General features: G+C 39.5%; 29 protein-coding genes and 1 tRNA gene. 1 reads left to right on the top strand and 29 read right to left on the bottom strand.

The window, feature by feature from the left end; all coding sequences use genetic code 11:
- Positions 1 to 54: 54 nt before the first annotated feature.
- From G413_RS0101995 to G413_RS0101915, 17 genes are all read right to left on the bottom strand, one after another.
- Positions 55 to 609, bottom strand: a complete 555-nt coding sequence (locus G413_RS0101995) for a TetR-like C-terminal domain-containing protein (RefSeq protein WP_022789274.1) — start codon at positions 607 to 609, stop codon at positions 55 to 57.
- A gap of 277 nt (positions 610 to 886) precedes the next feature.
- A complete protein-coding gene (locus G413_RS0101990) occupies positions 887 to 2242 on the bottom strand; it encodes a DUF2812 domain-containing protein (protein WP_022789273.1) in 1356 nt (451 codons plus the stop codon).
- Positions 2243 to 2327: 85 nt separating this feature from the next.
- On the bottom strand, positions 2328 to 2555 hold the full coding sequence (locus G413_RS0101985; RefSeq protein ID WP_022789272.1) for a heavy-metal-associated domain-containing protein: 228 nt from the start codon (positions 2553 to 2555) through the stop codon (positions 2328 to 2330).
- 28 nt (positions 2556 to 2583) lie between these two features.
- Positions 2584 to 2769 (bottom strand): FeoB-associated Cys-rich membrane protein, encoded by a 186-nt coding sequence (locus G413_RS10680; RefSeq protein ID WP_022789271.1) that lies wholly within the window; start codon positions 2767 to 2769, stop codon positions 2584 to 2586.
- A gap of 19 nt (positions 2770 to 2788) precedes the next feature.
- Positions 2789 to 4975 carry a ferrous iron transport protein B gene (feoB, locus tag G413_RS0101975; RefSeq protein ID WP_022789270.1) on the bottom strand — a complete coding sequence of 729 codons (2187 nt, stop codon included), beginning with the start codon at positions 4973 to 4975 and terminating at the stop codon, positions 2789 to 2791.
- Positions 4976 to 4987: 12 nt separating this feature from the next.
- Positions 4988 to 5209 (bottom strand): FeoA family protein, encoded by a 222-nt coding sequence (locus G413_RS0101970; RefSeq protein WP_022789269.1) that lies wholly within the window; start codon positions 5207 to 5209, stop codon positions 4988 to 4990.
- 21 nt (positions 5210 to 5230) lie between these two features.
- Positions 5231 to 5440, bottom strand: coding sequence for a FeoA family protein (locus G413_RS0101965; protein ID WP_022789268.1), 210 nt, complete (start codon positions 5438 to 5440; stop codon positions 5231 to 5233).
- A 168-nt stretch (positions 5441 to 5608) separates the two neighbouring features.
- Positions 5609 to 5980 carry a metal-dependent transcriptional regulator gene (locus G413_RS0101960; RefSeq protein WP_022789267.1) on the bottom strand — a complete coding sequence of 124 codons (372 nt, stop codon included), beginning with the start codon at positions 5978 to 5980 and terminating at the stop codon, positions 5609 to 5611.
- Positions 5981 to 6420: 440 nt separating this feature from the next.
- Entirely contained in the window at positions 6421 to 6993 is a 573-nt protein-coding gene (locus G413_RS0101955) for a DUF3793 family protein (RefSeq protein ID WP_022789266.1), read from the bottom strand.
- Entirely contained in the window at positions 6986 to 7339 is a 354-nt protein-coding gene (nrdI, locus tag G413_RS0101950; RefSeq protein ID WP_022789265.1) for a class Ib ribonucleoside-diphosphate reductase assembly flavoprotein NrdI, read from the bottom strand. Before nrdI ends, G413_RS0101955 begins: the two co-directional genes overlap by 8 nt.
- 208 nt (positions 7340 to 7547) lie before the next feature.
- Positions 7548 to 9470: an SHIRT domain-containing protein gene (locus tag G413_RS11660; RefSeq protein WP_147285013.1), complete on the bottom strand. Its 1923-nt coding sequence runs from the start codon at positions 9468 to 9470 to the stop codon at positions 7548 to 7550.
- A 187-nt stretch (positions 9471 to 9657) separates the two neighbouring features.
- Positions 9658 to 10014 carry a 50S ribosomal protein L20 gene (gene rplT, locus G413_RS0101940; protein ID WP_022789263.1) on the bottom strand — a complete coding sequence of 119 codons (357 nt, stop codon included), beginning with the start codon at positions 10012 to 10014 and terminating at the stop codon, positions 9658 to 9660.
- A gap of 13 nt (positions 10015 to 10027) precedes the next feature.
- Positions 10028 to 10222: a 50S ribosomal protein L35 gene (gene rpmI / locus G413_RS0101935; protein WP_022789262.1), complete on the bottom strand. Its 195-nt coding sequence runs from the start codon at positions 10220 to 10222 to the stop codon at positions 10028 to 10030.
- A 13-nt stretch (positions 10223 to 10235) separates the two neighbouring features.
- On the bottom strand, positions 10236 to 10784 hold the full coding sequence (infC, locus tag G413_RS0101930; RefSeq protein WP_022789261.1) for a translation initiation factor IF-3: 549 nt from the start codon (positions 10782 to 10784) through the stop codon (positions 10236 to 10238).
- Between the two features lie 196 nt (positions 10785 to 10980).
- Complete coding sequence (locus G413_RS10670; RefSeq protein ID WP_022789260.1) at positions 10981 to 11340, bottom strand: iron chaperone; 360 nt, start codon at positions 11338 to 11340, stop codon at positions 10981 to 10983.
- Between the two features lie 9 nt (positions 11341 to 11349).
- Complete coding sequence (locus tag G413_RS0101920; protein WP_022789259.1) at positions 11350 to 11700, bottom strand: DUF2200 domain-containing protein; 351 nt, start codon at positions 11698 to 11700, stop codon at positions 11350 to 11352.
- 9 nt (positions 11701 to 11709) lie between these two features.
- Positions 11710 to 13473, bottom strand: a complete 1764-nt coding sequence (locus tag G413_RS0101915) for a glycerophosphoryl diester phosphodiesterase membrane domain-containing protein (RefSeq protein ID WP_022789258.1) — start codon at positions 13471 to 13473, stop codon at positions 11710 to 11712.
- A gap of 143 nt (positions 13474 to 13616) precedes the next feature.
- Here G413_RS0101915 and G413_RS0101910 point away from each other — a divergent pair.
- Positions 13617 to 13692, top strand: a tRNA-Lys gene (locus G413_RS0101910).
- Positions 13693 to 13895: 203 nt separating this feature from the next.
- Here the strand turns inward: G413_RS0101910 and G413_RS0101905 are convergent.
- The 12 genes from G413_RS0101905 to G413_RS0101845 form a co-directional block, all read right to left on the bottom strand.
- Positions 13896 to 14105, bottom strand: coding sequence for a hypothetical protein (locus tag G413_RS0101905; RefSeq protein ID WP_211210453.1), 210 nt, complete (start codon positions 14103 to 14105; stop codon positions 13896 to 13898).
- A gap of 19 nt (positions 14106 to 14124) precedes the next feature.
- Positions 14125 to 14643 (bottom strand): hypothetical protein, encoded by a 519-nt coding sequence (locus tag G413_RS0101900; RefSeq protein WP_022789256.1) that lies wholly within the window; start codon positions 14641 to 14643, stop codon positions 14125 to 14127.
- A gap of 110 nt (positions 14644 to 14753) precedes the next feature.
- The gene (locus tag G413_RS0101895; RefSeq protein WP_022789255.1) at positions 14754 to 15968 is read right to left on the bottom strand and encodes an FprA family A-type flavoprotein; all 1215 of its coding nucleotides are present in this window, start codon (positions 15966 to 15968) and stop codon (positions 14754 to 14756) included.
- A gap of 9 nt (positions 15969 to 15977) precedes the next feature.
- Positions 15978 to 17885, bottom strand: a complete 1908-nt coding sequence (locus G413_RS12615; RefSeq protein WP_022789254.1) for an acyl-CoA dehydrogenase family protein — start codon at positions 17883 to 17885, stop codon at positions 15978 to 15980.
- Between the two features lie 126 nt (positions 17886 to 18011).
- Entirely contained in the window at positions 18012 to 18509 is a 498-nt protein-coding gene (locus tag G413_RS0101885) for a dihydrofolate reductase (RefSeq protein ID WP_022789253.1), read from the bottom strand.
- 9 nt (positions 18510 to 18518) lie between these two features.
- Positions 18519 to 19391 carry a thymidylate synthase gene (thyA, locus tag G413_RS0101880; RefSeq protein ID WP_022789252.1) on the bottom strand — a complete coding sequence of 291 codons (873 nt, stop codon included), beginning with the start codon at positions 19389 to 19391 and terminating at the stop codon, positions 18519 to 18521.
- A gap of 23 nt (positions 19392 to 19414) precedes the next feature.
- On the bottom strand, positions 19415 to 20791 hold the full coding sequence (locus G413_RS0101875) for an aminopeptidase (RefSeq protein WP_022789251.1): 1377 nt from the start codon (positions 20789 to 20791) through the stop codon (positions 19415 to 19417).
- Complete coding sequence (gene murI / locus G413_RS0101870) at positions 20788 to 21564, bottom strand: glutamate racemase (protein ID WP_022789250.1); 777 nt, start codon at positions 21562 to 21564, stop codon at positions 20788 to 20790. Before murI ends, G413_RS0101875 begins: the two co-directional genes overlap by 4 nt.
- A 377-nt stretch (positions 21565 to 21941) precedes the next feature.
- Positions 21942 to 22673: a PH domain-containing protein gene (locus tag G413_RS0101860; RefSeq protein ID WP_022789248.1), complete on the bottom strand. Its 732-nt coding sequence runs from the start codon at positions 22671 to 22673 to the stop codon at positions 21942 to 21944.
- Positions 22674 to 22690: 17 nt separating this feature from the next.
- Positions 22691 to 23194 carry a hypothetical protein gene (locus G413_RS0101855; protein WP_022789247.1) on the bottom strand — a complete coding sequence of 168 codons (504 nt, stop codon included), beginning with the start codon at positions 23192 to 23194 and terminating at the stop codon, positions 22691 to 22693.
- Entirely contained in the window at positions 23194 to 23835 is a 642-nt protein-coding gene (locus G413_RS0101850) for a DUF3887 domain-containing protein (RefSeq protein ID WP_022789246.1), read from the bottom strand. The genes G413_RS0101855 and G413_RS0101850 overlap by 1 nt, the downstream gene beginning before the upstream one ends.
- Positions 23828 to 24175, bottom strand: coding sequence for a PadR family transcriptional regulator (locus tag G413_RS0101845; protein ID WP_022789245.1), 348 nt, complete (start codon positions 24173 to 24175; stop codon positions 23828 to 23830). The genes G413_RS0101850 and G413_RS0101845 overlap by 8 nt, the downstream gene beginning before the upstream one ends.
- Positions 24176 to 24267 lie beyond the last annotated feature (92 nt).

Raw genomic sequence — 24267 nt, 5'->3', positions numbered from 1 at the left:
CAAAAAAAGCATTCTGATGAAAAAAACATCAAAATGCAGCATTTGATAAAAAAATTAAAACTCAAATCGTGATAAGGCCATAGAAAAATCGTCCTGTATCACTAACGCTAGTTTATCCACCAGATCTTTAGGATCTTCGTGCATTCCGTCTTTGACCCAATCCAACATCAACCCCACAAAACAATACGAATAGATTCGGGCAATAAATTCTTTATCCGCCTGACGCACATGGTGCCCCTGTGCTTCTTCTTCCACAACACCCATTAAAAGTTGATCCGTTAAAGGCTTTAAATAGCGCTCTGCCTGCCCTCGATCAATGCAATGGTATACATTTAAGATAAATGGCTTATTCTCACGGACCGCATAGAAAATCTGCAACAAGCCCTGTTGCCAGGTATCGTGTGTCTTTTTTTGATCCAACGCCTTTTTCGCGTCCTCTAGACAAACCCATTCAACCAAATCATAGATATCTTTAAAATGATAATAAAATGTCATGCGATTGATCCCGCAATCTTCCGTGATATCGCCAATGGTAATCTTATTCAGCGGCTTCTTTAACAACAAATGCTTTAGTGAATTCTCTAAAGCACGTTTGGTCACTTGACTCATTACATTCCTCCATTACAATCGATATGTACAAAATACTTGGATTCAGAATCGATCCTGTTCGATGGATTCACTTCCATCATAAATCAAAATCTTTTTATTTCAAATGATTTGTCTTCCATATGGAAAGCCTGAATACAGAATCAGCACGATTTCTTACTTTCCTATCTTGTTTGGATACACTGTGGCTTCTATCCAAATGAAACAGATATGGGGTGGAACCCCACCCCATATCTCTTTTCTTATGTTTTGTTGAACTCCACATGATCTGGAGCGCTTTTTATTTGCGCTTTCTTCTGCCAAAGCGTCTTTTTTTCGGCTTTTCTTCTAATTTTTCTTCCTCTTCGTCTTCAAGTTCAAAAGAATCTTCCTCTTCTTCTACTTCATCGCCTTCCTCATCTAAATCTTCCCATTGTGAATCCAGATCATCTTCGGTCTGATCATCTGGAATCAGTCCTTCATTTTTGAATGTTTCCTCTCTTTCGCGAACACGAAGTCTTGCCTTCAACAAACGAACCTTTTTCTTAGAAGAAGCAAGCATTCTTCCATACATACAAAAGAAGATAAAAGAAATCAAGAATAAGACGGCACAGGCCGCAATAACCGCAATAAATCCATTAAACAAATACTGCAGATAGGCCGCACAGGCACAAATCGCCATACAGATGAAGAATAAAAACATGGTAGAACGACAAGAATTGGCATGTTTTTTAAAGAATTTGAACTTTTCAGCTTCATTGGGAATTTCTTTTTTCAGATCATCGCCCTGAAGTTCATTTCTAAAAACAAACCATCCGGCATCTTTTTTCTTTTTAGCCGGCACACGAGAAACCAGCTTCCATCCATCCGCTTCCCATTTACGCCATTCATGAGCCGAAGGTTCTACTACAAAATAACAGATAGAATAGTAATAGTCTCTAGGCTCTTCTTTGACAAAGAAATATTTCTTTCCTACATTACGTACATAGTGGAAGCCTTCTTTTGACTGTTCTTCCAGATATGCTTCCTCTTTATCATAGTGAGAGAGAAGAAATCTCTTTTTCTCTACATACAGATCATCTTCATCGTATTGGTTTTCATCTTCTAACGATGGTTCAATTTCCGAGTCAGCTTCTTCGGATTCCTCTTCCATTTCCACTTCTTTTGGTTCCTCGACCTCTTCTTCTACGACTTCAGCCACTTCTTCCGGCTGTTCTTCATCAACCTGTGCTTCTTCGCTAACCAACTCTTCTTCCTGTTCCAACACTTCGTCTTCAACAGGAATCGGTTCCACCTTTACTTCTTCTACGATTGGTTTTGGCTCTTCCGGTTTGACTTCCTGTGGCTCCTGTTTTTTCTGTGAACGCTTTAATGGCTGTGACTTCAAGCCTTCTGCCACAAAAATATCTTGGACTTCCACATCTTCATTATCAAACACAGAAGCTTTTACTTTCACCTGGGCATGTCTTTGTGAACGTTTCCCAAAGATCTTGTGCTTCGGCTCTTCCTTTTGTGTTGTATCAATTTCAAACACACTGGAGGCATCAAATCCCTTTAAATCCGGTTCCTTGATCTGCAAAGAAGAAATCGTCTCGTTTTCCTGCAGTGCTTTCAGCTGTTCCAATGCACTTTTTTCTTTCTTGTTTTGATCTGCCATGTTCATCACTCCGAATCATAAATCATATCTATATTACACTTTTTTAGTAAGTTTCGTCAAATCAGATTCCGGAATCCACAGCAGATCATTCATCTTCGCTTTGTTCCACACTTTTTAAGGTATATCCCGTTTCATCGATTACTTTTTTCAAAGCTCTCGTATCGATCTTTTCATACGATACGATCACAGTTTGTCCTTTTTTATGCGAAGACTTTACCTTTTTTACATCAAAATGCTTACGGATGGCCGCGTTGATATGGCTTTCGCACATACCACACATCATACCTTCTATCTTTAAAATTGTTTTTACCATGTGAATCTCCTTAAAAAATAAGAGCAGATCACTTCATCTGCTCCTTTAGTTTAATTTCTTTACGAATGGCTTCCCAGTCATGATGGCAGCCTGTCGAGCCACATGATGAGCAGTCCCCAGTACACTGTTTAGGGTTCTTTCGTTGCTCCCACATCGAGCGTACGACCAGAAAAACGATAATAGAAAGTATGCCGATGACAATCAGATTTCCCATATCGTTTCCTCCTTCCAATCTATTTTACAGCTTGAATTTGGTTCATTTTCAAAGCTTCTGATTTAGGCTTATAACCTGGTCTAAATAAAAGATATAAGATTAAGATCAATAATGCAAGGGCAATGATCGTCCAGAAACCAAAGCTGACTTCTCCAAGCAGCAATCCGCCCAGCTGATATACAATTAAAGAAGAAACATAAGCAAACACGCACATATAAGCAATGGAGGCCACAGTCCATGTCTTATTGTTCATTTCTCGACGAATGGCTCCCATAGCTGCAAAACAAGGGGCACAAAGTAAGTTAAAGATCATAAAGCTGTAAGCGGCAATCGGTGTAAAATCATGGGCAATCAATGTCCAAATCTCGTTTCCTTCCTCAGAAACTTCAGAGAAGTTATACAGTACACCAAATGTGTTGACCACTTCTTCTTTGGCAATCAAGCCGGTAAATGTTGCCACCGTTGCTTTCCAGGCCATATCGCCAACCCAGCCAAGAGGGGCAAAGATCCAGGCAATCGCACTTCCCAGACTAGCCAGAAGGCTGGTGTTATTATCTTCAACCATTCCAAACTGACCATCAGTAAAACCAAATCCCTGCAGGAACCAAAGAACGATAGAACTCAACAAGATGATCGTTCCGGCACGTTTGATAAAGCTCCATCCTCTTTCCCAGGTAGCACGAAGCACATTGCCAGCACTTGGCAAATGATATGCCGGCAGCTCCATGACAAACGGAGCAGGTTCACCGGCAAAAGCCTTAAACTTTTTAAGCATGATTCCACTGATGACAACTGCTGCGATTCCAATCACAAAAGCACTGGTTGCGACAAGAGAGCTTCCGCCAAAGACGGCACCGGCAAATAAACCGATAATCGGCATTTTAGCGCCACAGGGGATAAAGCCCGTTGTCATGATCGTCATCTTACGATCTCGATCTTGTTCGATCGTACGACTGGCCATGATACCCGGAACCCCACATCCGGTTGCGACAAGCATCGGAATAAAGCTTTTCCCGGATAATCCAAAACGACGGAAGATACGATCCATAATAAACGCAACACGAGACATATAGCCTACATCTTCCATGATTGACAACAATAAGAACAAGACAAGGATCTGTGGTACAAAACCTAATACGGCACCCACACCTCCTACAATTCCATCCATAATCAAGCCAGACAGCACATCATTGACATGCAGGCTTGTCAAAATGCCCTCAAAGAAATTCGGAACGATTTCGCCAAACAGCACATCATTGGCCCAATCTGTACCCATGGTACCAATCGAAATAGCAGTACCTCCCATCGCGATCGTATAGACACAATACATAATGAGAACAAAAATCGGTAAGGCCAAAATACGGTTTGTCACGATTCTATCGATCTTATCTGAAATCGATAATTCATGTTTAGAGCCTTTCTTTTTTACCGCATGGGAAACAATTTTCGTAATAAAGTCATAGCGCTGTGAAGTAATGATACTTTCAGAATCATCATCGATCTTTTCTTCTACAGATTGGATCCATGGTTCAATCTGACTTTTTTGTGCAGTATCAAGCTTAATAAACTCATCAATTCTTTCATCGCGCTCAAAGACCTTGACCGCATACCAGCGAAGCATGGTATGATTCACCTGATTTTCAATGACAGTCTCAATTTTCTTTAAGGTCGTTTCAATATCTTTCGTATAAGTTTGCGAAATCTTTGCGGCATGATGACTTTTGGCAACCTCTACAGCCTTTAAGGCCGCCTCTTTGGTTCCTTTTCCTTTTAATGCACTGATTTCAATAACCGGACAATCCAGCTCCTGTGAAAGCTTGGAAATATCGATCTTATCCCCGTTTCGTTCTACCAGATCCATCATATTAACGGCCACAACCATCGGAATACCCAATTCCAACAATTGTGTCGTCAAATATAAGTTACGCTCGATATTCGTTCCATCAACGATATTCAAAATGGCATCTGGTTTTTCCTTCACCAGATAATTTCTTGATACAACCTCTTCTAATGAATACGGTGAAAGAGAATAGATACCCGGTAAATCCTGGATCGTAACCTCGTTATGTCCTTTTAATGTTCCTTCTTTTTTTTCTACCGTAACACCAGGCCAGTTTCCTACCCGTTGTCTGGAACCCGTCAAATTATTAAATAACGTTGTTTTTCCGCTGTTCGGATTTCCTGCTAAAGCAATTTTTATTTCCATACAAAGCCCTTCCTATTCTACCTCGATCATCTGTGCATCTTGTTTACGTACCGATAATTCATAGCCCCGAATATTCAATTCGATCGGATCGCCTAATGGTGCTACCTTGCGTATATGGATCTCTACCCCTTTGGTAATTCCCATATCCATGATGCGACGTTTCACGGCACCTGTACCTGTGATCTTTTTAACAAAAACCGTTTCTGAAGGTTTGCAATCTTTGAGTGTCTTCATTCTCTCATCCTTTCCTGAATTCTATACCATGATTCGATTGGCCAGGGACTTATCCAATGCGATTCGAACGCCTTTGATCTCCACGATTAAGTTACCACGAATGCTTTGAACGACAGAGACTGTTTCATTCTCCATGATTCCCAGGTTTCGCAAATGGGTTCGAATTTTATCCTGCCCTGTAATTTTCACAATGACATATTCTTTGCTCATTTGTGCAAATGTTAATGGCATAGCATCCCTCCTAAGTTAACTATTTCTAATTAGCTACATCTAACCACAAAGTTAGTTTACACTTACCATAGAAATAAGTCAAGTCTAATTAGAAGCATATAACTTGAAAAATTATGCGAATTGTGCATAAAAAAAGAATACATGTCAAAACACATATCCTTTCTTCAATTATTCATGAAACTCATAATACTTCTTGATTGCCTGAAACGTCTCATCGCTGATGACATGCTCCAAGCGACAGGCATCTTCTTCAGCCGTAAACTTATTCACTCCGATCTGTTGAAGCATTTTGGTAAAGAATTCATGTCGCTGGTACGTATGTTGGGCCGTTTTTTGTCCTTCCCCTGTCAGCTTAACTGATTTATCCCGGTGAATCTGAATCAGCTTGTCTGCCTGTAAGATCTTTAATGCGTGAGAAACGCTGGATTTTGAGAAACCCAGATAACTCGCAATATCAATATTATGCACAGTATCCAACTGCTTTTCTAAAATCAAAATAGCTTCCAAGTAGTCTTCTAACGATTGTCCCAATTCCTGCATTTCTTTATTCTCCTTTCGCACAAAAAGCCCCTGAGGGCTTTTCTATCCTTGATCGTTCTTAGAAATTAAATAAGGTAAGGTATAGGTATATTGAGGAAATTTTTAAATCAGAGCTCCTATGCGCGCTGCATAGAAAGATACGATCAAGAGTGCTGATAAATTCTTAATTTCAGACTTCTTTACAACGACTGTTTCCCGTTGTATCCTTTCAAGATATCTGGGAAATATCCTGAAAAACACCATTTGACCATAGACTGCTTATCCTATAAAAGAGTCAAATGATTTTTATATCTAGAATCAAAATGAATAGCAGTCTTTTTATAGTCTTTTCGAGAGTCATCTCGAAACGCGGCAGTTATCAGTTATAATCCTCTAACTGATGACGTTAGCTTACTCTAACTTCCTGTGAAAGTCAAGCCAAACGATTGAATCAAAGCATTCTAAGCCTGTGTTTCCATCAATTGTTCAATGCGACATCCATTTTCTACACCTCGAATAAATTGATTTCGTACATATTCAAAGAGTGAAAATAATTCCTTGCAACGGGTAACACTATTTTGATCATAGACCTTCCAGGCTCCCATACAACAACATGGTTTATTCTGAATAAAACCTAGCACGTCTTCTAACGGATATCCCAAAAAGATACCGATTTCATGCGGATACGTCGCTTCTTCCATTCTTTTTTCCAAAAAATCCAGGCAGGCAGTGGGTGAGTGTGTAGGATACCCCAGGCGTTCTAAAAACACTCGGATTTTTTCTTGTTTCAGGATTTTTATAAAACTGTCGATCGAGTATAAATAAAATGTGATGCGCGGTCGTTCTGCCTGCAGGATTCGAAAAGCCAGGCCTTTTGCCTTAAACTTTTCGTTATATTCTAGAATTATTTCCTCGGCACAAGGAAACAATGTTCTAGATACATGAAACATATTCGCTATTTTGTACCCCTTGAGCGTAGGTGCACAATGATAGGCTAACAATTCTTCAAATTGATACTGTTCTGTTTTACACATTGGATAAAATCGCTTGTATGGCTTCGATATCCGCTGCTTCACCGGCATTTTCTACTTTGTACAGACATTCCACGCCATACTCATCCGCAATTTTATCGCCTGCTTGACAATATGCCTCTCCATAACTCGTGTCACCAGAAACAATAACACCTTTCAGATTTTGCCCGTTGGCCATCAAAAAAGACTCAACTTCCATAGGAATATCGCCATACCCATCGGTATACGTAAATAAGATAAATGGCTCTTCCATCACTTCATCACCCGATTGAATACATAAAGCATCTAAACCCAAATCTGATACAATGCTTTGTACATTCCCTGTCCGGGAAGCATATACATATTTCATAAAAACGTACCTCCTGTTAGATATTACTAACTATATAGTTAGTTTAGACTAACATAAAGCAGATGTCAAGACTTTTTATCTTTTCTATATTTCACAATAGCACCGTACAGTAAAACGCAGCTTCTCAAAAGAGAATGCCCCCAAAAACAATATACCCTCCCTAACTAAAAGAATCAGTTGGAAGGGTATATAATTAAACACGATGTTTTTATTTCTTCTTACGCTTCAAAAGTACAGCCAGCATGGCAGAGAGGCTGCCAAATGCAGTCCATAATGACATCATACTTCCTACAGCTGTGTTAACACGCTTTGTTTTTGTTGATGCAGATGTTTTTTTGGTTGGCTGCCCTTGATCTTTACCAGGAGTTTTCTCGGTCGATGCCGGTGTATATTCCCAGCGTCCTACAAATGTTACATCCTGTTCATGAACGACTTTTTCGCCAGCATCATAACCCAAGAAAGTCCAAGTTCCGTTGGCAAGTACAACTTTCTGCCCAATCGGCAAGATAGCGTGAACAGTTTCTCCATCTCGATAATCAGAGCGGTCATTTGGTAACATAGATAAGATCACATCCGGCAAGTTATACTGGCTATCCGTTGAAACAAACTGATAGTGACCGTGGTAATACACCGGATTCTCTTCGTTGTCTGCAACAAATTTCCATGTTCCAACAAATTCCACACCAGCATGATTCACTACCTTTTCCTGCGCATCAAACCCTTCAAATAGCCAGGTGCCATTCGCAACTTTTACCTGTCTTTGCAGTAAGTCTTTTACATGCACAGTCGTCTGATCTTCATAGTTTTTCTCATCGAAAGGCAGAAGAATATTCACTTCTTCCGGTAAATCTAATCCTGAAGTCAAAGACACAAATCGATAGGAAACCGGATATCTATTCGCTTCAAACACCCATGTACCAATGAAAGATACATTAGCATTTTGAACGGTCTTTGTATCAGCATCGTAACCCTTGAAGACCCATTCTCCATTTTCAACAGTAACCTTTTGTTGAACTGGTAAAATAGTCGATACTACCTCGTGATTAGAATATCCCTGTGCATCTACCGGTAATAAATCCATAACTTCTTGTGGAAGATCATAGTCATCACTACCCGAACCAAAATGATAAACCACATGATATTCTTTTGGCGTATAGGTCCAGGTGCCCACAAATTCCACATTGTCGCGGTTCACTGTTTTCTCGGCTTCATCATACGATACAAAGTTCCAGGTTCCATCCTGTACTTCTACGGAAGTCTGGCTTGGCGCCTTGGACGTTACTTTGGCTTCGTTTTCATAGGCGTTGTCATCGCTTGGAAGCAGGGCTTTGACTTCTTCCGGCAGTTCCATGGAGTCGGTTCCGGATTCAAAACGATAACTTGCTTTATAGGTTGTAGATTCTTGTTCCCAAACACCGTGGAATACAATATCCTGAGCTGCTACTTGGGTATTTCCTTCTTTATAACCTTTAAACACCCATTTTTTCCCATTGACGTCAACGGAAACGGATGCTGGTTGTGTAGCTGTAACTTCCGTATTAACATCATGGCTTTCTGCAGCAGGTAGATAAGCTAATACTTCCGATGGTAAACTCGTACCATCTGCCGCCTCGAACTCATAGGTCACATTCACTTTTTGCATTTCACTATAAGGACGGTATGCCCACAAACCAACTGCAGCGCCACTATCGTCATCCGGGGCAAGAGAATCAATGTCCCATCCTGTAAATGTCCAAACCCCTAATCCATCCTTTGGTACATATGTGGTACGAATAGGTGTTGGCAGGGGAACAGGATTATCCAAATGAGAAACATCCACTTCTCCATCAAATTCATCACCGGCGTGAACAGTTCCCGCTGGAAATTGACCTGCTAAGGCATCGTAAATAGCCCAAAAATCATCCTCATCCGGAAGCTCCATGCCTACTGTTTCACTATTAAAGTCTACTAAAAATACTCCATAGGAGGAGGAAGAGGATTCTTCTTTTGCATAAACCGTAGGAGCCGTAAAAGGAAGGCTGGAAAAGCTACCAACACTTAAGCTTGTTGCCAATAAAAATTTACTGATTTTTCTTTTTTTCATACTACCCTCTTTCTTTTTCTGTTTAAACATCAACACGCATACTTTCAAAATAATGGAAGGGTCTTATTGTAGCTTAGACCTCTTCTATATCTGACTATATACTAAAATTAGTCAAATAAAAAGTAAAATGACCAAATTTGATATTTGTTCAATTTAATTGTGCCATATCCTATCACAGATTTCAAACAATAAAAAAAGGAATGTATGACAATCGTACATTCCTTAAACGTTCTTTTTACTGTAAAGCTGCTTTGGCTTCATCGCACAGTTTAGCAAACCCCTGTGCGTCATGGATAGCCATTTCAGATAACATTTTACGGTTGATCTGGATATTAGCCAGTTTCAATCCGTGCATTAAACGTGAATATGAAAGATCATTCATACGTGCAGCTGCATTGATACGAGTGATCCACAATTTACGCATATTGCCTTTTAATTTACGACGGTCATTGTATGCGTATTTAAATGAGTGCATTACCTGCTCATTTGCTGTTTTGTATAATGTGTGTTTTGAACCAAAATATCCCTTAGCCAGTTTTAAGACTCTTTTTCTTCTAGCGCGTGATACAGTTCCGCCTTTAACTCTTGCCATACTTTATTCCTCCCTATTTCACTAACATTTCCTTGATACGTTTGTAGTCTGTAGCATGTACAACACCTGATTTTGCCAAGTGACGACGCTGCTTCTTAGTTTTTCCATGGAAACGGTGAGAAGTATATGCATGGCTTCTCTTCAATTTCCCTGAACCTGTTTTCTTAACTCGTTTTGCCAAACCTCTGTGGCTCTTCATTTTAGGCATTCTCAATTCCTCCTTATTTTTTCTTAGGTGCAAGCACCGTTGACATCGTATTTCCTTCCAAAGAAGGTTTCTTTTCTACGACAGCTATATCACTCATCTTATCGAGGAAATCATTCATAATTTCCTTTCCCACTTCCTGACGAGTAATCAGTCGACCGCGGAATCGCATATCAATCTTGACTTTCATTCCCGCCCCGATCCATTTTTGCGCATGTTTTAATTTCGTTTCAAAATCATGGGTATCAATAATTGGCGACAGACGCAAAGCCTTGATTTCCACAACGTGCTGTTTACGTTTAGCTTCTTTTGCCTTTTTCTGTTGTTCAAAATGATAACGTCCATAATCTAAAATTTTACATACGGCTGGTCTTGCCTTTGGGGCTACACACAATAAATCAAGATTCTGACTGTATGCGATGTCCAATGCTTCTCTTTTTGACATGACGCCCAACTGATCTCCATTGGCATTGATGACCAGAACTTCTCTGAATGGGATCTTTTCGTTAAACAAATCATCGTTTACGTTATTGGGGGCAACTTTTCTGTTATTGATATTCGACACCTACCTTTTCATAAAAAAATGGGCACATAAACGTACCCATTCTATACACAACAACAAATCCATTTTATGAACTGGCTGTGAACCTATGTATTTCATACATCAGGTGAGAAGAGGTACTTCTAGCTTTCCATTTTCGCTTACACATAATAACAAGTACTAGCGTATTTGTAAAGAGAAAATCGCATTTTTAAGACGATTACTTCTCTTTTTTCCTATTTGTATAACACCAAAGTGCAATCATTTGAATCAATTTTTTTGGTAATGGATCTTGATAAGGAATACGAATTGCTCCTTTGGATGTAGAATATTCTTGAAGCTCCTCTTTGAAAACCTCAATGGCTTTGGCACCCGGATATATTCCTATATGTGTTTTAAAAGCTGCAAAATGAATGATATTTTTCTCCATATAAAATGTAGGCATACCCCAGGAAATCTTTTCCTTGGCATCCGGCAGTACTTCTTTTAAAAGAGCCTCCATTTGGTATAAATACTCTTTTTTCGTTTCATCTTGCCTTTCTATATATTCTTGAAATGTTTTGGGCTTTTCTATGGTCATATTTTCACACTACTTTCTTAAAATCACTTCCAGAGATTTCCCTTTTGCCAATTCATCCACCATCTTATCGATGATACGGATGTCTTTCATCATCGGATCGTCGATTTCTTCAATTCGAACTTTACAAATGACTCCTTTGACTTTATTTCGATTCGGATTCATATGAGGCGCTTGTTCCAAAAACTGACGATACGTCGTCTGAGAAGACAAGTGTTCTTGCAGCGTTCGTTCATCATAGCCGGTCACCCATTGAAGGATTTGATTCACTTCCGATTGTGTTCGATTCTTTCTTTCTGCTTTTACGACAAGACAATCATAGATCTTTCGAAATGACATTTGAAATACTTTTTCTTTTTCCATATCTTCCTCCTATTTTGTATCCGTGATCAATCGAAGCACTCGATCTAGGTACGTATCGTATTTTTGGATATTTTTCTTCACATTTTGCATTTGATCCGGGTAATCTGTGATGATGCCATCCGCATCACTTTGCGCATACCGCTCCATTTGGCTCTCTTCATTGATCGTCCATACAAATAATTCTGCCTGATCTTCATGTGCTTCCTGTACCAAAGCCTCATTGTAAGAGAAATCTTCGATGACATAAAAGTCCATATGAAATCCCTCAAAATGTCCAAACTGAATTGGAATAACATAGCCGGAGCAAATGGAAGGACGCTCTTGTTTTAAACACTGCATAACATCTTTATCTAAAGACATCACTTTATAGGCAGCCGTATTGGACCAACTGTCCCATTCTTCAAGAAACTTTTGCACAAAGAATTGCGGGTCTTGACCATCCGGTTTTAATTCAATTAAAAGTGCCATATCCAGCTCCTGCGCTTTTTGTACAAACTCGTTTAAGGATGGAATGACCGCTTTTTGATTTCCCTGACTGATCGGCAGCCCTTTGACCTCTTGAAAATCTCGTTCTTTGACTCGTTGCTGAATGTTAGCCAACCGTTTTAAATCATAATCATGTACAACAACGAATTTTCCATCTTTTGTCATCTGTACATCCAATTCAACATAGTCCGCATGAACTTTTGCCGCATTTTGTAAGCCTTGTATTGAGTTTTCCACGGCATTGAATCCCCGATGAGCAATAACAAGCTGATGGGGATTTAAGCTGGCGGTATATAGGCGAACACTATTATACACGCCCAGAAACAAGGTAAACATGGTCAAAATCAGTACGATACCCAAAGTATTCTTTCTATGTCCTTCCGGCATTTGGCAAACCACTTGTACTTCATTCTCTTTTTTTAATACATACAAAATGCTGGAAAGGATGATCAATTTTGTCAAAAAAGTTTGATAAAACATCAATGTTTTAAAAATTGTAAATAAAACTGTTTCTACCACGATACTTTGTCCAGAAGTATCCAGCACCCCTCCTAAGAATAAGAAAAATAAAAGCATACAGATTGTAAGAATGGCGAGTATAGATTCCAAAGCCAGCCAGGAAAACACGAACGTATGTTTGCCTTTTTTGGTCATTGCCCAACTTTTTCGTATATTCGCCACGATAGACTGCTCATTCACCATCGTTAAAGGCAGTGTGAATAAAAGGCGAAAATTGACATAGATCAATACCAGCCAAAGAATCATCATGCCCCAAAGACCCGTTGTCGTTTTCATCAATTCACCGGTGATAAAATGAGGGATATAGAGACGATCCGTTAAAAAAGAGCCCATATCTAGATTGGCAGCCGGTACCATCGAAAGAAAATAAAGTAGGAAAAAGGGAATTTGTTTCCAATTTAATTTCCGGATTCTCTTTGCGGTAAGAATGCATATATTTTTCCAGGTGAGCTTCTGATTTTGATAACTGCCAGCCACTAAAAATGTTAAAATCGCATATTCAAAAAAAAGCAGAAAGGCAACGATAGTCACAAAAATCAAAACACCTGCCAGACCCAAAGGATCTAACAGAATCGCTTTGAATGTATCGAGTGATAGATTTGGCTGTCCGCTGATAACGAGAATCAAGCGAAAACCAAACTGCACCAGTGCCGTCCCCAACAGCAACAGCACCAGTTGCAAAAGCGCCCCTTGTGACAGAAACAGCCATTTATTTTGTAGAAGGTTATGTCCCACTGCCTTGAAAAGTTCTTTAGCGGATACGTCCATGAAAAATCACCTCTTTTTTTGAATGGTTTTCCATTTGATTCTATCATACTTTCTGGTTTGTAAAAGAATAAAGCACCCCTCGAACGCACATTTTTTCCTTGCATATCTACATCAAGTGTGCTATCATAAATAAGCTTTAACAGGGACCCCTAGCTCAGCTGGCAGAGCAACTGACTCTTAATCAGTGGGTCTGGGGTTCGAATCCCCAGGGGTCCACCATTTGTCTGAAAGTCCTTTGTAGAAAGGACCTTTTTTTATGTCGTGAATAAGATGTCCGAATTACCGTGATCACATGGCAACCATTGGATCATTAATCTTCAATAATAGAAAACAGTCAACCTATTGTGAAAGTAAATACCTTGGTTTGACAGCTAAACATTGGGGTTTCTTCCGTTTTGATTGACTGATTTTAAAGTTTCTTTTTATGAAAAATGATTCTCCAGAATCGATTGGACCTGTCCCAAAGACATAGAATGGAAAATCCCATACAGTGACATGCCCAATAACAACAGAGTAATCAGAATGGCTAGTCCATAAAGAAATGTGTTTTGTATCTTAGCCTTTTGTATGTGGATACCACTATAGATCAAAAAGACAAAAAGGATAAATGCCAAGATATAATTTGGCAGCATGTTCATATCATTTACTCATTTATTGACAAAATTGATTCCAAAAGGAAGTCCATCCACTATGCTCTTCTCCTTGATCGATATAGGGAAACATTTCTTCGTCATACCAATCCAGATTCAAAATATCATCAATGGTCTTAGGGGAAAAAACATGAAAGAACTCTTTTTTATAAGCACTGCCATATTGCAGATAATAGGAATTGACCATTTTATTGAAATTTGTTTTCTTCATATCTTGTGCTCGATAACAAAGTGCGTCTCCACTCTGTTGTAAATCAGGGCTGATTTCCAGTAAGACTAGACTCAAATCACTGTCTCTATACCCGAGAATAAAGCTTCGGTATTGATAGGAAACAGTGCGTAGGACCGCAAAATTGGCACCCCGGATATCTTCTGAGTACGCATAAACAACATGATATTGTGAACCATTTTCTACTTTCGCATCAAAAATTTCTCGCATGCGTTTTTTATTTTCATCACTTTTTTCACGATCAAGCACAGTGCCTTGTGAATTCCCTCCAAATAAACTAAATAATCCCATTTTCTTCTCCTTTTTCCATGGTAAACGGATGTGTTTTTCTTAAAAAGAAAAGAGATTGCATCCGTACACAACCTCTTTTCCGTATGGATTACTGTTCTGACAGGTTTTCTTTACTCTTCGTTCATCGTATCTAAAAGGCTATCGACAAATAAATCCATATCCCTTTGATCTTTTTCTTGTAATGAGCTGATAATACTTAATTCGCTATTGATAATGCTCATCTGTTTCATTTCATCATCTAAGAATTCACGAATCAATGAACCGGATTGAGGGGCCCATGAACCATTTTCGATAATACCGCAAATGCGATTCTGTAGATTCAACATAGCCAAGTGTTCCAGGAATTCTTTCATGACAGGATAAATCTGTAAGTTATACGTTACACTGGCAAACACAATGTGTGAATACTTAAAGGCTTCGGAAACTAAATAAGAAACGTGTGTTTTTGAAACATCATAAACTCGAACATTGGTCATTCCTTTTTCCACAAGCTTTGTTGCAAGCACCTGTGCTGCCGATTCTGTATTTCCATACATGGAGGCATAGACAATCAAAACACCTTTTTCCTCTGGTTCGTATGTAGCCCATTTGATATATTTTCCTAAAATATACTGAATATCTTCCGGTTTTCTCCATACCGGTCCGTGTAATGGACAAATCACTTTGATATCTAAAGTTCCCGCCTTCTTTATCAGATGCATGACTTCCGGTCCATATTTCCCAACAATGTTAGTGAGATAGCGTCTTGCTTCATCAATCCAGTCACGATCAAAATTAACTTCATCGGCAAACAACTTTCCATCTAAAGCTTTAAAGCTTCCAAAGGCATCAGCTGAAAATAGAACACCATTGCTGGTATCATAACTAACCATGGCTTCCGGCCAATGCACCATTTGGGCATCGACAAAGGCAATTGTATGCTTTCCAAAGCAGCGGCTGTCCCCTTCGGCTACCGTTTCGGTTCTTCCTTCTACATTAAAACCAAACTGATACATCATCATAATGGATTTTTCAGTAGAAATAACTTTGGCATTTGGATAGCGTAACAAAACTTCTTCCATGCTGGCAGCATGATCTGGTTCCATATGGTTAATGATCACATAATCCAAATCTCTACCGTTTAATACATGCTCCAAATTTTCCAAAAACTGACGGCAAATCGACCAGTCCACAGTATCAAATAAAACTGTTTTTTCATCTAATAAGACATAGGCGTTATAGGATACGCCATCCGGAATCGGATGAATGTTTTCAAACAATTCCAAACGATGGTCGCTTCCTCCAACCCAATATAAATCATCTACAATTTTTCTTACATTATACATATATGACTCCTACTCCTCTTCGATATAGCTTTCTTTTCCTTCGCCGCATTTTGGACAAATCCAATCTTCCGGAAGCTTGTTGAATGGTGTACCCGGATCAATACCACCTTCCGGATCTCCATAAGCCTGATCATATTCATGACCACAGCCCAAACATACGTAGCGCTTGTATTCCGGTGCGCTCTTCTTAAAGAACGGACGTCTCATTTTAACCATAGGTGGAGCCGGTTTCTTTTCTCCGGTATCCAGAGCTTTGGATAACAGTGGCAAGATGACTTCTACATCACCTACGATGCCATAATCGGCATTCTTAAAGATGTGCGCTTTTGGATCCGTATTGATCGCAACAATCGTCGTCGCATCGACAATACCTTTTAAATGCTGAGAAGCCCCGGAAATACCACAGGCGATATAAAGGTTGCCGTGGAATTTTTGACCGGACATACCTACATATCGTTCTAATGGCAGATAGCGAAGACTTTCGGCAACCGGACGGCTGGAGCCGATGGCAGCTCCTGCATTTTTTGCAAGGTCTTCAATCAATTTCATATTTTCTTTAGGTCCGATACCTTTACCGGCACTGACAACACGTTCGGCATCAACGATTGGTGTATCGATCGCTATACCTTGTGTAAAATCATATCCATCTTTCTTTAAAGCTGCTACCAGCTGATCAACTTGTTCCTGCGGCGTTCCTTCAAAAATCTGATTCTTTCTTACGCCGGTAATGCCTACATTGGCTTTTAGGGCTGCGCGAGCTTTTTTCTTATCTTTTTTTCGCGGCAAGATATGGGATGCGATGACGATGCGCTGAATTTCATTCGTACCCTCATAGATGGTCGTGATCTTGGCATCACGATACATACGTTCTACATCCATACCCTTTAAGTATCCTGTACCGCCAAAAATCTGCACGGCATCGTTTACAACTTCCAGGGCAATATCTGAAGCATACATCTTGGCCATTGCGCTTTCTTTACCGTAAGGTTCATGTGCTTCCTTTAACTCTGCAGCACTGTACACTAAGAATCGGGCACAGCGAATCTTGGTAGCCATGTCGGCAATCTTAAAAGAAATGGCCTGCTGGCTGGCAATAGGTCGCCCAAACTGCACACGTTCTTTAGCATATTCAACAGCCGCTTCATAAGCCCCCTGGGCAATTCCTAAAGCCTGTGCCGCAATACCAATACGACCGCCATCTAATGTCATCATGGCAATCTTGAAGCCTTCACCCTCTTTTCCCAGTAAATTTTCTTTTGGTACAAATACATTATTAAAACGAAGCTCAGCTGTCGAAGAAGAACGGATACCTAATTTGTCATAATGATCGCCAAAGGTAAATCCTTCCCATCCTTTTTCAACGATAAAAGCGCTGATGCCATGTGTCCCCTTATCTTTATCAGTTACCGCAAAGACCACATACACATCGGCTTTAGGTGCATTGGTGATAAAAATTTTATTCCCATTGAGAATATAGCCGTCACCATTCCACTCTGCAGTCGTTTCTGTCCCCGAAGCATCACTTCCCGCATTGGGTTCCGTCAATCCAAAGGCAGCCAGTTTTTCTCCTTTTGCCAAAGGAACCAAATATTTTTTCTTTTGTTCTTCATTTCCAAAATGGGCAATCGGGAAAGTCCCTAGCGATACATGAGCGGATAAAATAACACCAGTTCCCCCATCAACACGTGATAATTCTTCCACCGCAATCGCATAGCTGATCACATCTTTGCCGGCACCACCATATTCTGTCGGATATGGCAATCCCATAAATCCCATTTCACCAAATTTTCGAATCTGCTCTTCCGGAAATTCATTATTTTGATCTAAGCTAAAAGCTATGGGCTTAATTTCCGTTTCCGCAAATTCTCGAACAGCTTTACGAATCTGTTCGTGCTCTGAAGTTGTTGTAAAAAGCATAATTTCCTCCTTATTTACTATTTCTATTATGACACTTTTGTAAGCGATTTCAAATACTATGCCCATATTTTTTATTTTATCTATAGGTTTTTTGAACAAAAAGAAAAGTCGGATCCTTCCAAGCACTTAGTCCCGGGTAGTTTCCGACTTTAAACGATATTCAACATGTTGATAATGTACGCCATTTTCCATGATGTCATTTAAGATCTGTTTATGATACAGATTTTTATCAAATTCGGGAAAGAACACATCGGCATCATAGCTTTGATTGATTTCCGTCAAAATCAAGCGGTGACACAGGCTTAACATTTGTTTATAGATCGTGGCCCCACCAATCACAAAGATTTCTTCCTCTTTTGTTTGATAGGCATCCACAAATGCATCGATGGAAGAAAACACTTCCACTTCTTCCGGAAATTTAGCACCAGACTTTGAAATCACGATATGATGTCTTTTTGGTAACATGCCCGGTAAAGATTCAAAAGTCTTCCGCCCCATCACGATAGTATGCCCTTTTGTCTGTTCTTTGAAAAACTTTAGATCCTGGGGAAAATGCCAAATCAGTTGATTGTCTTTTCCCAACTCTCGATTTTTGCCAATGGCTGCGATTTCAGTTAATTTCATATTCTTCTCCTATTGTGCCAATGGGAAACGAATCTTTCCCATATGCTCATAGTTTTCTAAACGAATATCCTTGATATCCTTTGATGCATCAAAGGCATAGAAATCATCAATTTCCGGATTTAACCAGAGCGTAGGTGCTGATAAGCTGCCTTTGGTTTCATAACGCTCGATCTGTTCCTTGATTCCATCAATCTGATTGACATAAATATGCGCATCTTTGATGGACCAGTCGATCGTTCCCGGCTTTAAGCCACATACCTGCGCCAGCATGCACAATAAAACCGCATATTGTGTCACATTAAAAGGAAGTCCCAGTGGTACATCACAACTTCTTTGATGCACCCAGGCATTCAGTACGCCATCGGTAATATCCCATTCACTGGACCAGACACAACTTGGCAATACCGCTGTATCTAAGTATTCATCCTGCCATAAAGACATCACACGACGACGATCATTCACATCGTTTTTCAAAGAATATATTAACTTATCCATCAAGCCCATTTTCTTAACGATATAACCGTAGGCCGTTCCAATGGTATGGGCAAACGAAGGATCAAAATGCTTTAACACGGCACCGGTCTTTTCATCACACCAGTCCCCGTTCTCGTTGATCTCCCATAAATCCCAGATATGCACATTTCTTTCCTGCAGCCAGCGAACATCGTTCGACTGTGCCTGATAGATCCACAACATTTCCAAGACAGCCTGACGAATGAACAACTGCTTTGTGGTCAAAATGGGAAACTCTTTTCCTACATCCAGTTGAAAGTGTGCACTGGGCACCTTGATCGTATCAATTCCTGTACGATTCTCAACTCTTTTACCATCAGTGATGATCTTTTCGCATAATTCACAATATATCGTATCCCACATTGCCATAAAACTGTCCCTCCATCTTTATTCTAGTTCATGTTTTGTAAAAATGCTTTATAGCCTTTATAGGCTTCATAGACGTCTGCTTTGGAGCTGACTTCAAAAGGTGAATGCATATTTAATACTGGTACACCGAAATCTACGACCTGCATACCATAATTAGCTAAGATATAGGCAATCGTTCCACCACCGCCTAAATCCACTTTTCCTAATTCGACATATTGGATCTTTACATGATTTTGATCCATGATGTTTCTTAAATGCGCCATGTATTCCGCATTGGCATCGTTGCTGCCGCTTTTTCCTCGCGCTCCTACATACTTCAACAACGCAACACCACAGCCTAAATATGCCTGATTGTTTGGTGAACTGGCTTCCGGATAGTTTGGATCGTGTGCGGCGGCCACATCACTTGACAACATCGTAGAATTCTGTAAGGTGCGTTTGAGTGTTCTTTCATCTTTATATCCCATCGCATATAAGATCTCACGAACAAAGTTTTCAAAGAATTGAGAATGCATACCGGTTGCTCCCTGCGATCCCACTTCTTCTTTATCCACCAATAAGGTCACACTGGTTCGTTTGACGCTTTCACAATCTAATTGTGCCATGAGGGAAGTATAGGCACAAACACGATCATCCTGTCCATAACCGATCACCATACTGGAATCCAAGCCGCAGCTTCTAGCCGGACCGGCCGGCACAAATTCCAACTCAGCGCTGAAAAAGTCTTCTTCCTCAATGCCATATTGATTTTTTAAGATCGCCAGACAATTTTTCTTAATAGCCTCTTTTTCTTCATCCGCTACCGGAATGTTGCCAAATGTCACATTCAAGTTTTCTCCCGGAATCACATTGGATGCATTTTCTTTCATACGCTCCTGGCTTAAATGGATCAATAGATCGCTGACTACGAATACCGGATCGTTTTCTTTGGTTCCGATGGAAATTTCTTTGGTCGTTCCATCTTTTAAACAGACTACACCCATCAATGCCAAAGGTACCGTTACCCACTGATACTTTTTAATGCCTCCATAGTAATGAAGATCTAATAAAGCCAACCCTCCATCTTCATATAATGGATTTGGCTTTACATCCAGTCTAGGTGAGTCCACATGAGCTCCTAAGATATTCAATCCCTTTTCTAAAGGATCCGTACCGATATTCATTAAAGCCATAGACTTGTTCATCATATTCACATACACTTTGTCACCCGGCTTTAGCTCTTTCTGGTTTTCAATGACATCCTGAATATCCTGATAGCCCTTTGCCTTGGCTAAGGCAATGGCCTCGGAAATAAACAATCGTTCGGTTTTTGCCTTAGAAATCATCTTCATATACTGCTCGTTAAAAGAAAAAACATTTTGTTTTTCATTTTCATTGTACTGCAGCCACGCGCTTTTCATTTACATTCCTCCAATCTTTGAAATAGTTTCTTTGAATATTCTACTTTCTCTTCCAATGTATTTTTGATTTCTACTTTCCCCGTTTTTTTATTCGATAAAAGCTGCTTTTGTCCCAGCAGATCCTTTAAGTGTGCTGCAGTTCCTTCATTGCCATCCACGATTTGAACCGAATCCGGCAATAATTGACGCAACATTTTTTTATAGAAGATGAAGTGTGTGCACCCTAGAACAATACTGTCTAAAGATTCACCCTGATCCTTTTGGATATAGAAGTTTAATGTATCCTTTACTTTTTTTGTATCACCTAATTGATCTTTTTCTACCAGTTCTACCAGATCGGGACAAGGGATACGATCAATCTGATGCTCTTGATCAAAGCGATGCATCAAATTGGCAAATTTTTCTTCTTTTAAGGTAAATGAAGTTGCCCAAACTGCGATCCGTTGTTTTTCACCTAAAGAACAGGCAACCTTTAAGGCCGGCTCCATACCAATGATATCGATTGGATACTTCTCTCGCAACAAAGGCACACATGCACTGGTTGCGGTATTACAGGCAATCACGATAGCCTTGCATCCTAATTCCATAAACGCATCACAAATTTTTAGGCAGCGTTCGGTAATCTCTTCCTTTGTCTTTATCCCATAAGGATTATATTTTGAATCTCCTATATAGATCAAATCTTCACCCGGCATCATCTGGTGTATTGTATGTAGTACACTGATACCGCCTAAACCTGAATCAAAAATACCAATTGGACTTTCTGCTTGCATTTCAGATTCCTCCATGCGCAAAATTATACCATAAAATAAAAAGAACGCTGTATGAAAAGCATTCTATCTTCACTATACATAAGAAAAGAACTCCAATGAGATCCATCACCTTCTATTTTTTCTTTTTCTTTGGTATCTCTTGAAGTTCTTTTTCCTTTTCCATTGTCCTTTTTTCTCTTCACCCTTTTTCTAAGGATGTCTTCTTTGTTTTACTATTTTTTCTTTACCTTAAGGACCAATGGATCTTTCTATGTAACTTAGATCCTATTTCTAAGTTATCATCCCTTTGTTCACTTGTAGTATAACACGCCAACTTTCGAAAAAAATAGAACTGGAAAACTCTGTTTGTTTTCTGTCCAAATCGGCAAAAAAATCATTTAAGACTGACTTTCTTCCAATTTTTCCTTCAGTTTATCAAACATCGCATCCGTCTTTTTTGTATCTTCCTGATTAAAGACCACATAGCCGTCTTTTGTATTAATAATGATCACATTGGTATTGTTTGCATAGGCATATAGGTCATAATTTCCCAACGTATCGTTTCTAAATTTTCCTGAGGAAATTTTTGAATTGCCGACACCAAATGACCGATTTCCAAATTCGAAATCCTCTTTTTGCGCAACCGATTTGATATTTTTATATTCTATCGTTTTAGAGGGTGTCAATGTGGCAGACAGATGAATATCCTTCTCGTTCATTTCAACATCGATACTGCCCATAAACATCACAAAAGCACTGCATATCAGAACAACAATTGTAAACAGCGTTGAACCCTTCAACAGCGGTTTTGCCGCTTTCTTCGTTGAAGTTGATGTTTTTAGAAAGCCCTGATAACTGGCATAACGATCCAATCCGATCTTTTGGACAAGAACGGCGATCAAGGCACCCATCACCAAAAGAGGCAGTGTAGATGGATACAAACCTGCTAATACAAAAGAACATCCCAGTATCAACATGCTGAGGCCGGTAATCTGTCTGGCACTGTTTACATCATATTCTTTTTCAAAATCTTCCATGGATCGATGGCGTAAAAATAAGAAGTCGGCTTTTTTAACGAAACAAAGACAGCCTAAAATCAAAAGGATACCACCAACGATAAAATAGAACATATCTAAAATCCTCCTAATTATATTTCATGGTTTGCCTTCATTATTTGATGGCACAACATGCTCATGATCACGATCATATAAATAATGGCAGCCGGCAGGATCCATCCAGTCGGCAATGGTTTTTGTAGATAAAGTTGGAAGTAATAATATACACCGCAAAACTGCATGAGGCCATTGATAGAATCAATACAACGCTTTAGGGCACGATTGATGATAGACGCATTATTTTCTGTGACCAATATTGCCCATTCATAACGAAAGAATCGAACAGGATCGCCGGATTTATATTGGGGATGATAGCGCCAACAACATAAATAGAAGATCGTAAACAAAATCAAGGGCCATCCACATTGCCATATATTTCCCTGATTACTTGCGGCTTCGACACCGATCAAATAAAACTGCACGGTTTCATTTGAATAACATAAAACCGAAGCGATAAATAATAAGAAACTGATTACCAAGAATCCTAAAGGAAACCACTGTCCCCAGTTTTTAGTCATACCTTTTCCTTCTTTCATCACTTCATGTAGAAACCAGCCAGCTTCATATCAGTATCAAAGCTGATTGTAAAGGTGACAGGTTGATTTGAATAAGTCACTAACACTTCACAAACGGCATAATCCCCCTGCAGCCGGGAATCAATCTCTGCACTATAGTAGCGAGATATCTCCTGAAAAGAACCGGCATGTAACGATTCCCAGTTTTCTTTTAATTCAGCCGTAGACAATGCTTCCTGCATCTTTGCATTCGATAAATCATAGATCGCATCAAAATCTGCGTTATTCATACTTTCAATGACTCTTTGTGCCTGTTGATAGACAACTTCTTCATCAAAATGTTGAGAATCCTTTAACGATATTTGTTGCGGCGCCAACAAATGAGTCAATACCACACCGATCACGATCACACCGACAACACCGGAAAGAATACCGATAATCAAACCTTTATGACTCTTTTTGGAAGGCAGGTCCATATTTTCACTGAGCTCTTGGGCCATTTCTTGGGCAGGACCCCAACGTTTTAAAACCTCGTCCCAAGATTCACCGGCTTCAATGGCGACATCAATATCCGATAGTAAATCTTGTTGGATGCGTTTCTGTTCCAAACGTGAAGCGTTTAAATGACGTGTAACTTGTCTAACATATTGTTCTTTATTCATCCTTTGAATCCTCCAATATCTTTGATACTTCCAAAGAAAAAACTGTCCATAAATCGATGAGTTCTTTTAATGTCTGTTTTCCTTTTTCTGTGATCTTATAAAACTTTTTTGGCACATCTTTTGAATCGGAATGATTCCAAAAACTTGTCAGACAGCCTTCATCTTCCAAACGATACAAAATAGGATAGAGCGTTCCTTCCTTTAAAAGAAACATCGAATTGCTGTAATCTTTGAGTGTCTGAATAATCTGGTAGCCATACATCGTTTGTTGATCTAAAAGCTTTAAGACCAGAATTTCTAAAACTCCTTTTTTTAACTGTCTTTCATATTTCGAATTCATGAAACCACCTATTTAGTATTACTAAATATATAATAATACAAAAGACATTAAGAAGATATTAAAAAATTGACTTTTATTCCTTTTACACAGAA

This window comes from Faecalicoccus pleomorphus DSM 20574 (genome assembly GCF_000420345.1).
GTDB classification, from domain to species: Bacteria; Bacillota_I; Bacilli_A; order Erysipelotrichales; family Erysipelotrichaceae; genus Faecalicoccus; species Faecalicoccus pleomorphus.
The sequence above is the reverse complement of the archived record's forward strand: the minus strand, read 5'-3'. Positions and strand labels throughout refer to the sequence as shown.

Coding starts and splice junctions, on each gene's coding strand:
- G413_RS0101995 (WP_022789274.1), bottom strand. CDS start 609: ATGAGTCAAGTGACCAAACGTGCTTTAGAGAATTCACTAAAGCATTTG.
- G413_RS0101990 (WP_022789273.1), bottom strand. CDS start 2,242: ATGGCAGATCAAAACAAGAAAGAAAAAAGTGCATTGGAACAGCTGAAA.
- G413_RS0101985 (WP_022789272.1), bottom strand. CDS start 2,555: ATGGTAAAAACAATTTTAAAGATAGAAGGTATGATGTGTGGTATGTGC.
- G413_RS10680 (WP_022789271.1), bottom strand. CDS start 2,769: ATGGGAAATCTGATTGTCATCGGCATACTTTCTATTATCGTTTTTCTG.
- feoB (WP_022789270.1), bottom strand. CDS start 4,975: ATGGAAATAAAAATTGCTTTAGCAGGAAATCCGAACAGCGGAAAAACA.
- G413_RS0101970 (WP_022789269.1), bottom strand. CDS start 5,209: ATGAAGACACTCAAAGATTGCAAACCTTCAGAAACGGTTTTTGTTAAA.
- G413_RS0101965 (WP_022789268.1), bottom strand. CDS start 5,440: ATGCCATTAACATTTGCACAAATGAGCAAAGAATATGTCATTGTGAAA.
- G413_RS0101960 (WP_022789267.1), bottom strand. CDS start 5,980: ATGCAGGAATTGGGACAATCGTTAGAAGACTACTTGGAAGCTATTTTG.
- G413_RS0101955 (WP_022789266.1), bottom strand. CDS start 6,993: ATGTGTAAAACAGAACAGTATCAATTTGAAGAATTGTTAGCCTATCAT.
- nrdI (WP_022789265.1), bottom strand. CDS start 7,339: ATGAAATATGTATATGCTTCCCGGACAGGGAATGTACAAAGCATTGTA.
- rplT (WP_022789263.1), bottom strand. CDS start 10,014: ATGGCAAGAGTTAAAGGCGGAACTGTATCACGCGCTAGAAGAAAAAGA.
- rpmI (WP_022789262.1), bottom strand. CDS start 10,222: ATGCCTAAAATGAAGAGCCACAGAGGTTTGGCAAAACGAGTTAAGAAA.
- G413_RS10670 (WP_022789260.1), bottom strand. CDS start 11,340: ATGACCATAGAAAAGCCCAAAACATTTCAAGAATATATAGAAAGGCAA.
- G413_RS0101920 (WP_022789259.1), bottom strand. CDS start 11,700: ATGGAAAAAGAAAAAGTATTTCAAATGTCATTTCGAAAGATCTATGAT.
- G413_RS0101915 (WP_022789258.1), bottom strand. CDS start 13,473: ATGGACGTATCCGCTAAAGAACTTTTCAAGGCAGTGGGACATAACCTT.
- G413_RS0101905 (WP_211210453.1), bottom strand. CDS start 14,105: ATGCTGCCAAATTATATCTTGGCATTTATCCTTTTTGTCTTTTTGATC.
- G413_RS0101900 (WP_022789256.1), bottom strand. CDS start 14,643: ATGGGATTATTTAGTTTATTTGGAGGGAATTCACAAGGCACTGTGCTT.
- G413_RS0101895 (WP_022789255.1), bottom strand. CDS start 15,968: ATGTATAATGTAAGAAAAATTGTAGATGATTTATATTGGGTTGGAGGA.
- G413_RS12615 (WP_022789254.1), bottom strand. CDS start 17,885: ATGCTTTTTACAACAACTTCAGAGCACGAACAGATTCGTAAAGCTGTT.
- G413_RS0101885 (WP_022789253.1), bottom strand. CDS start 18,509: ATGAAATTAACTGAAATCGCAGCCATTGGCAAAAATCGAGAGTTGGGA.
- thyA (WP_022789252.1), bottom strand. CDS start 19,391: ATGGCAATGTGGGATACGATATATTGTGAATTATGCGAAAAGATCATC.
- G413_RS0101875 (WP_022789251.1), bottom strand. CDS start 20,791: ATGAAAAGCGCGTGGCTGCAGTACAATGAAAATGAAAAACAAAATGTT.
- murI (WP_022789250.1), bottom strand. CDS start 21,564: ATGCAAGCAGAAAGTCCAATTGGTATTTTTGATTCAGGTTTAGGCGGT.
- G413_RS0101860 (WP_022789248.1), bottom strand. CDS start 22,673: ATGTTCTATTTTATCGTTGGTGGTATCCTTTTGATTTTAGGCTGTCTT.
- G413_RS0101855 (WP_022789247.1), bottom strand. CDS start 23,194: ATGAAAGAAGGAAAAGGTATGACTAAAAACTGGGGACAGTGGTTTCCT.
- G413_RS0101850 (WP_022789246.1), bottom strand. CDS start 23,835: ATGAATAAAGAACAATATGTTAGACAAGTTACACGTCATTTAAACGCT.
- G413_RS0101845 (WP_022789245.1), bottom strand. CDS start 24,175: ATGAATTCGAAATATGAAAGACAGTTAAAAAAAGGAGTTTTAGAAATT.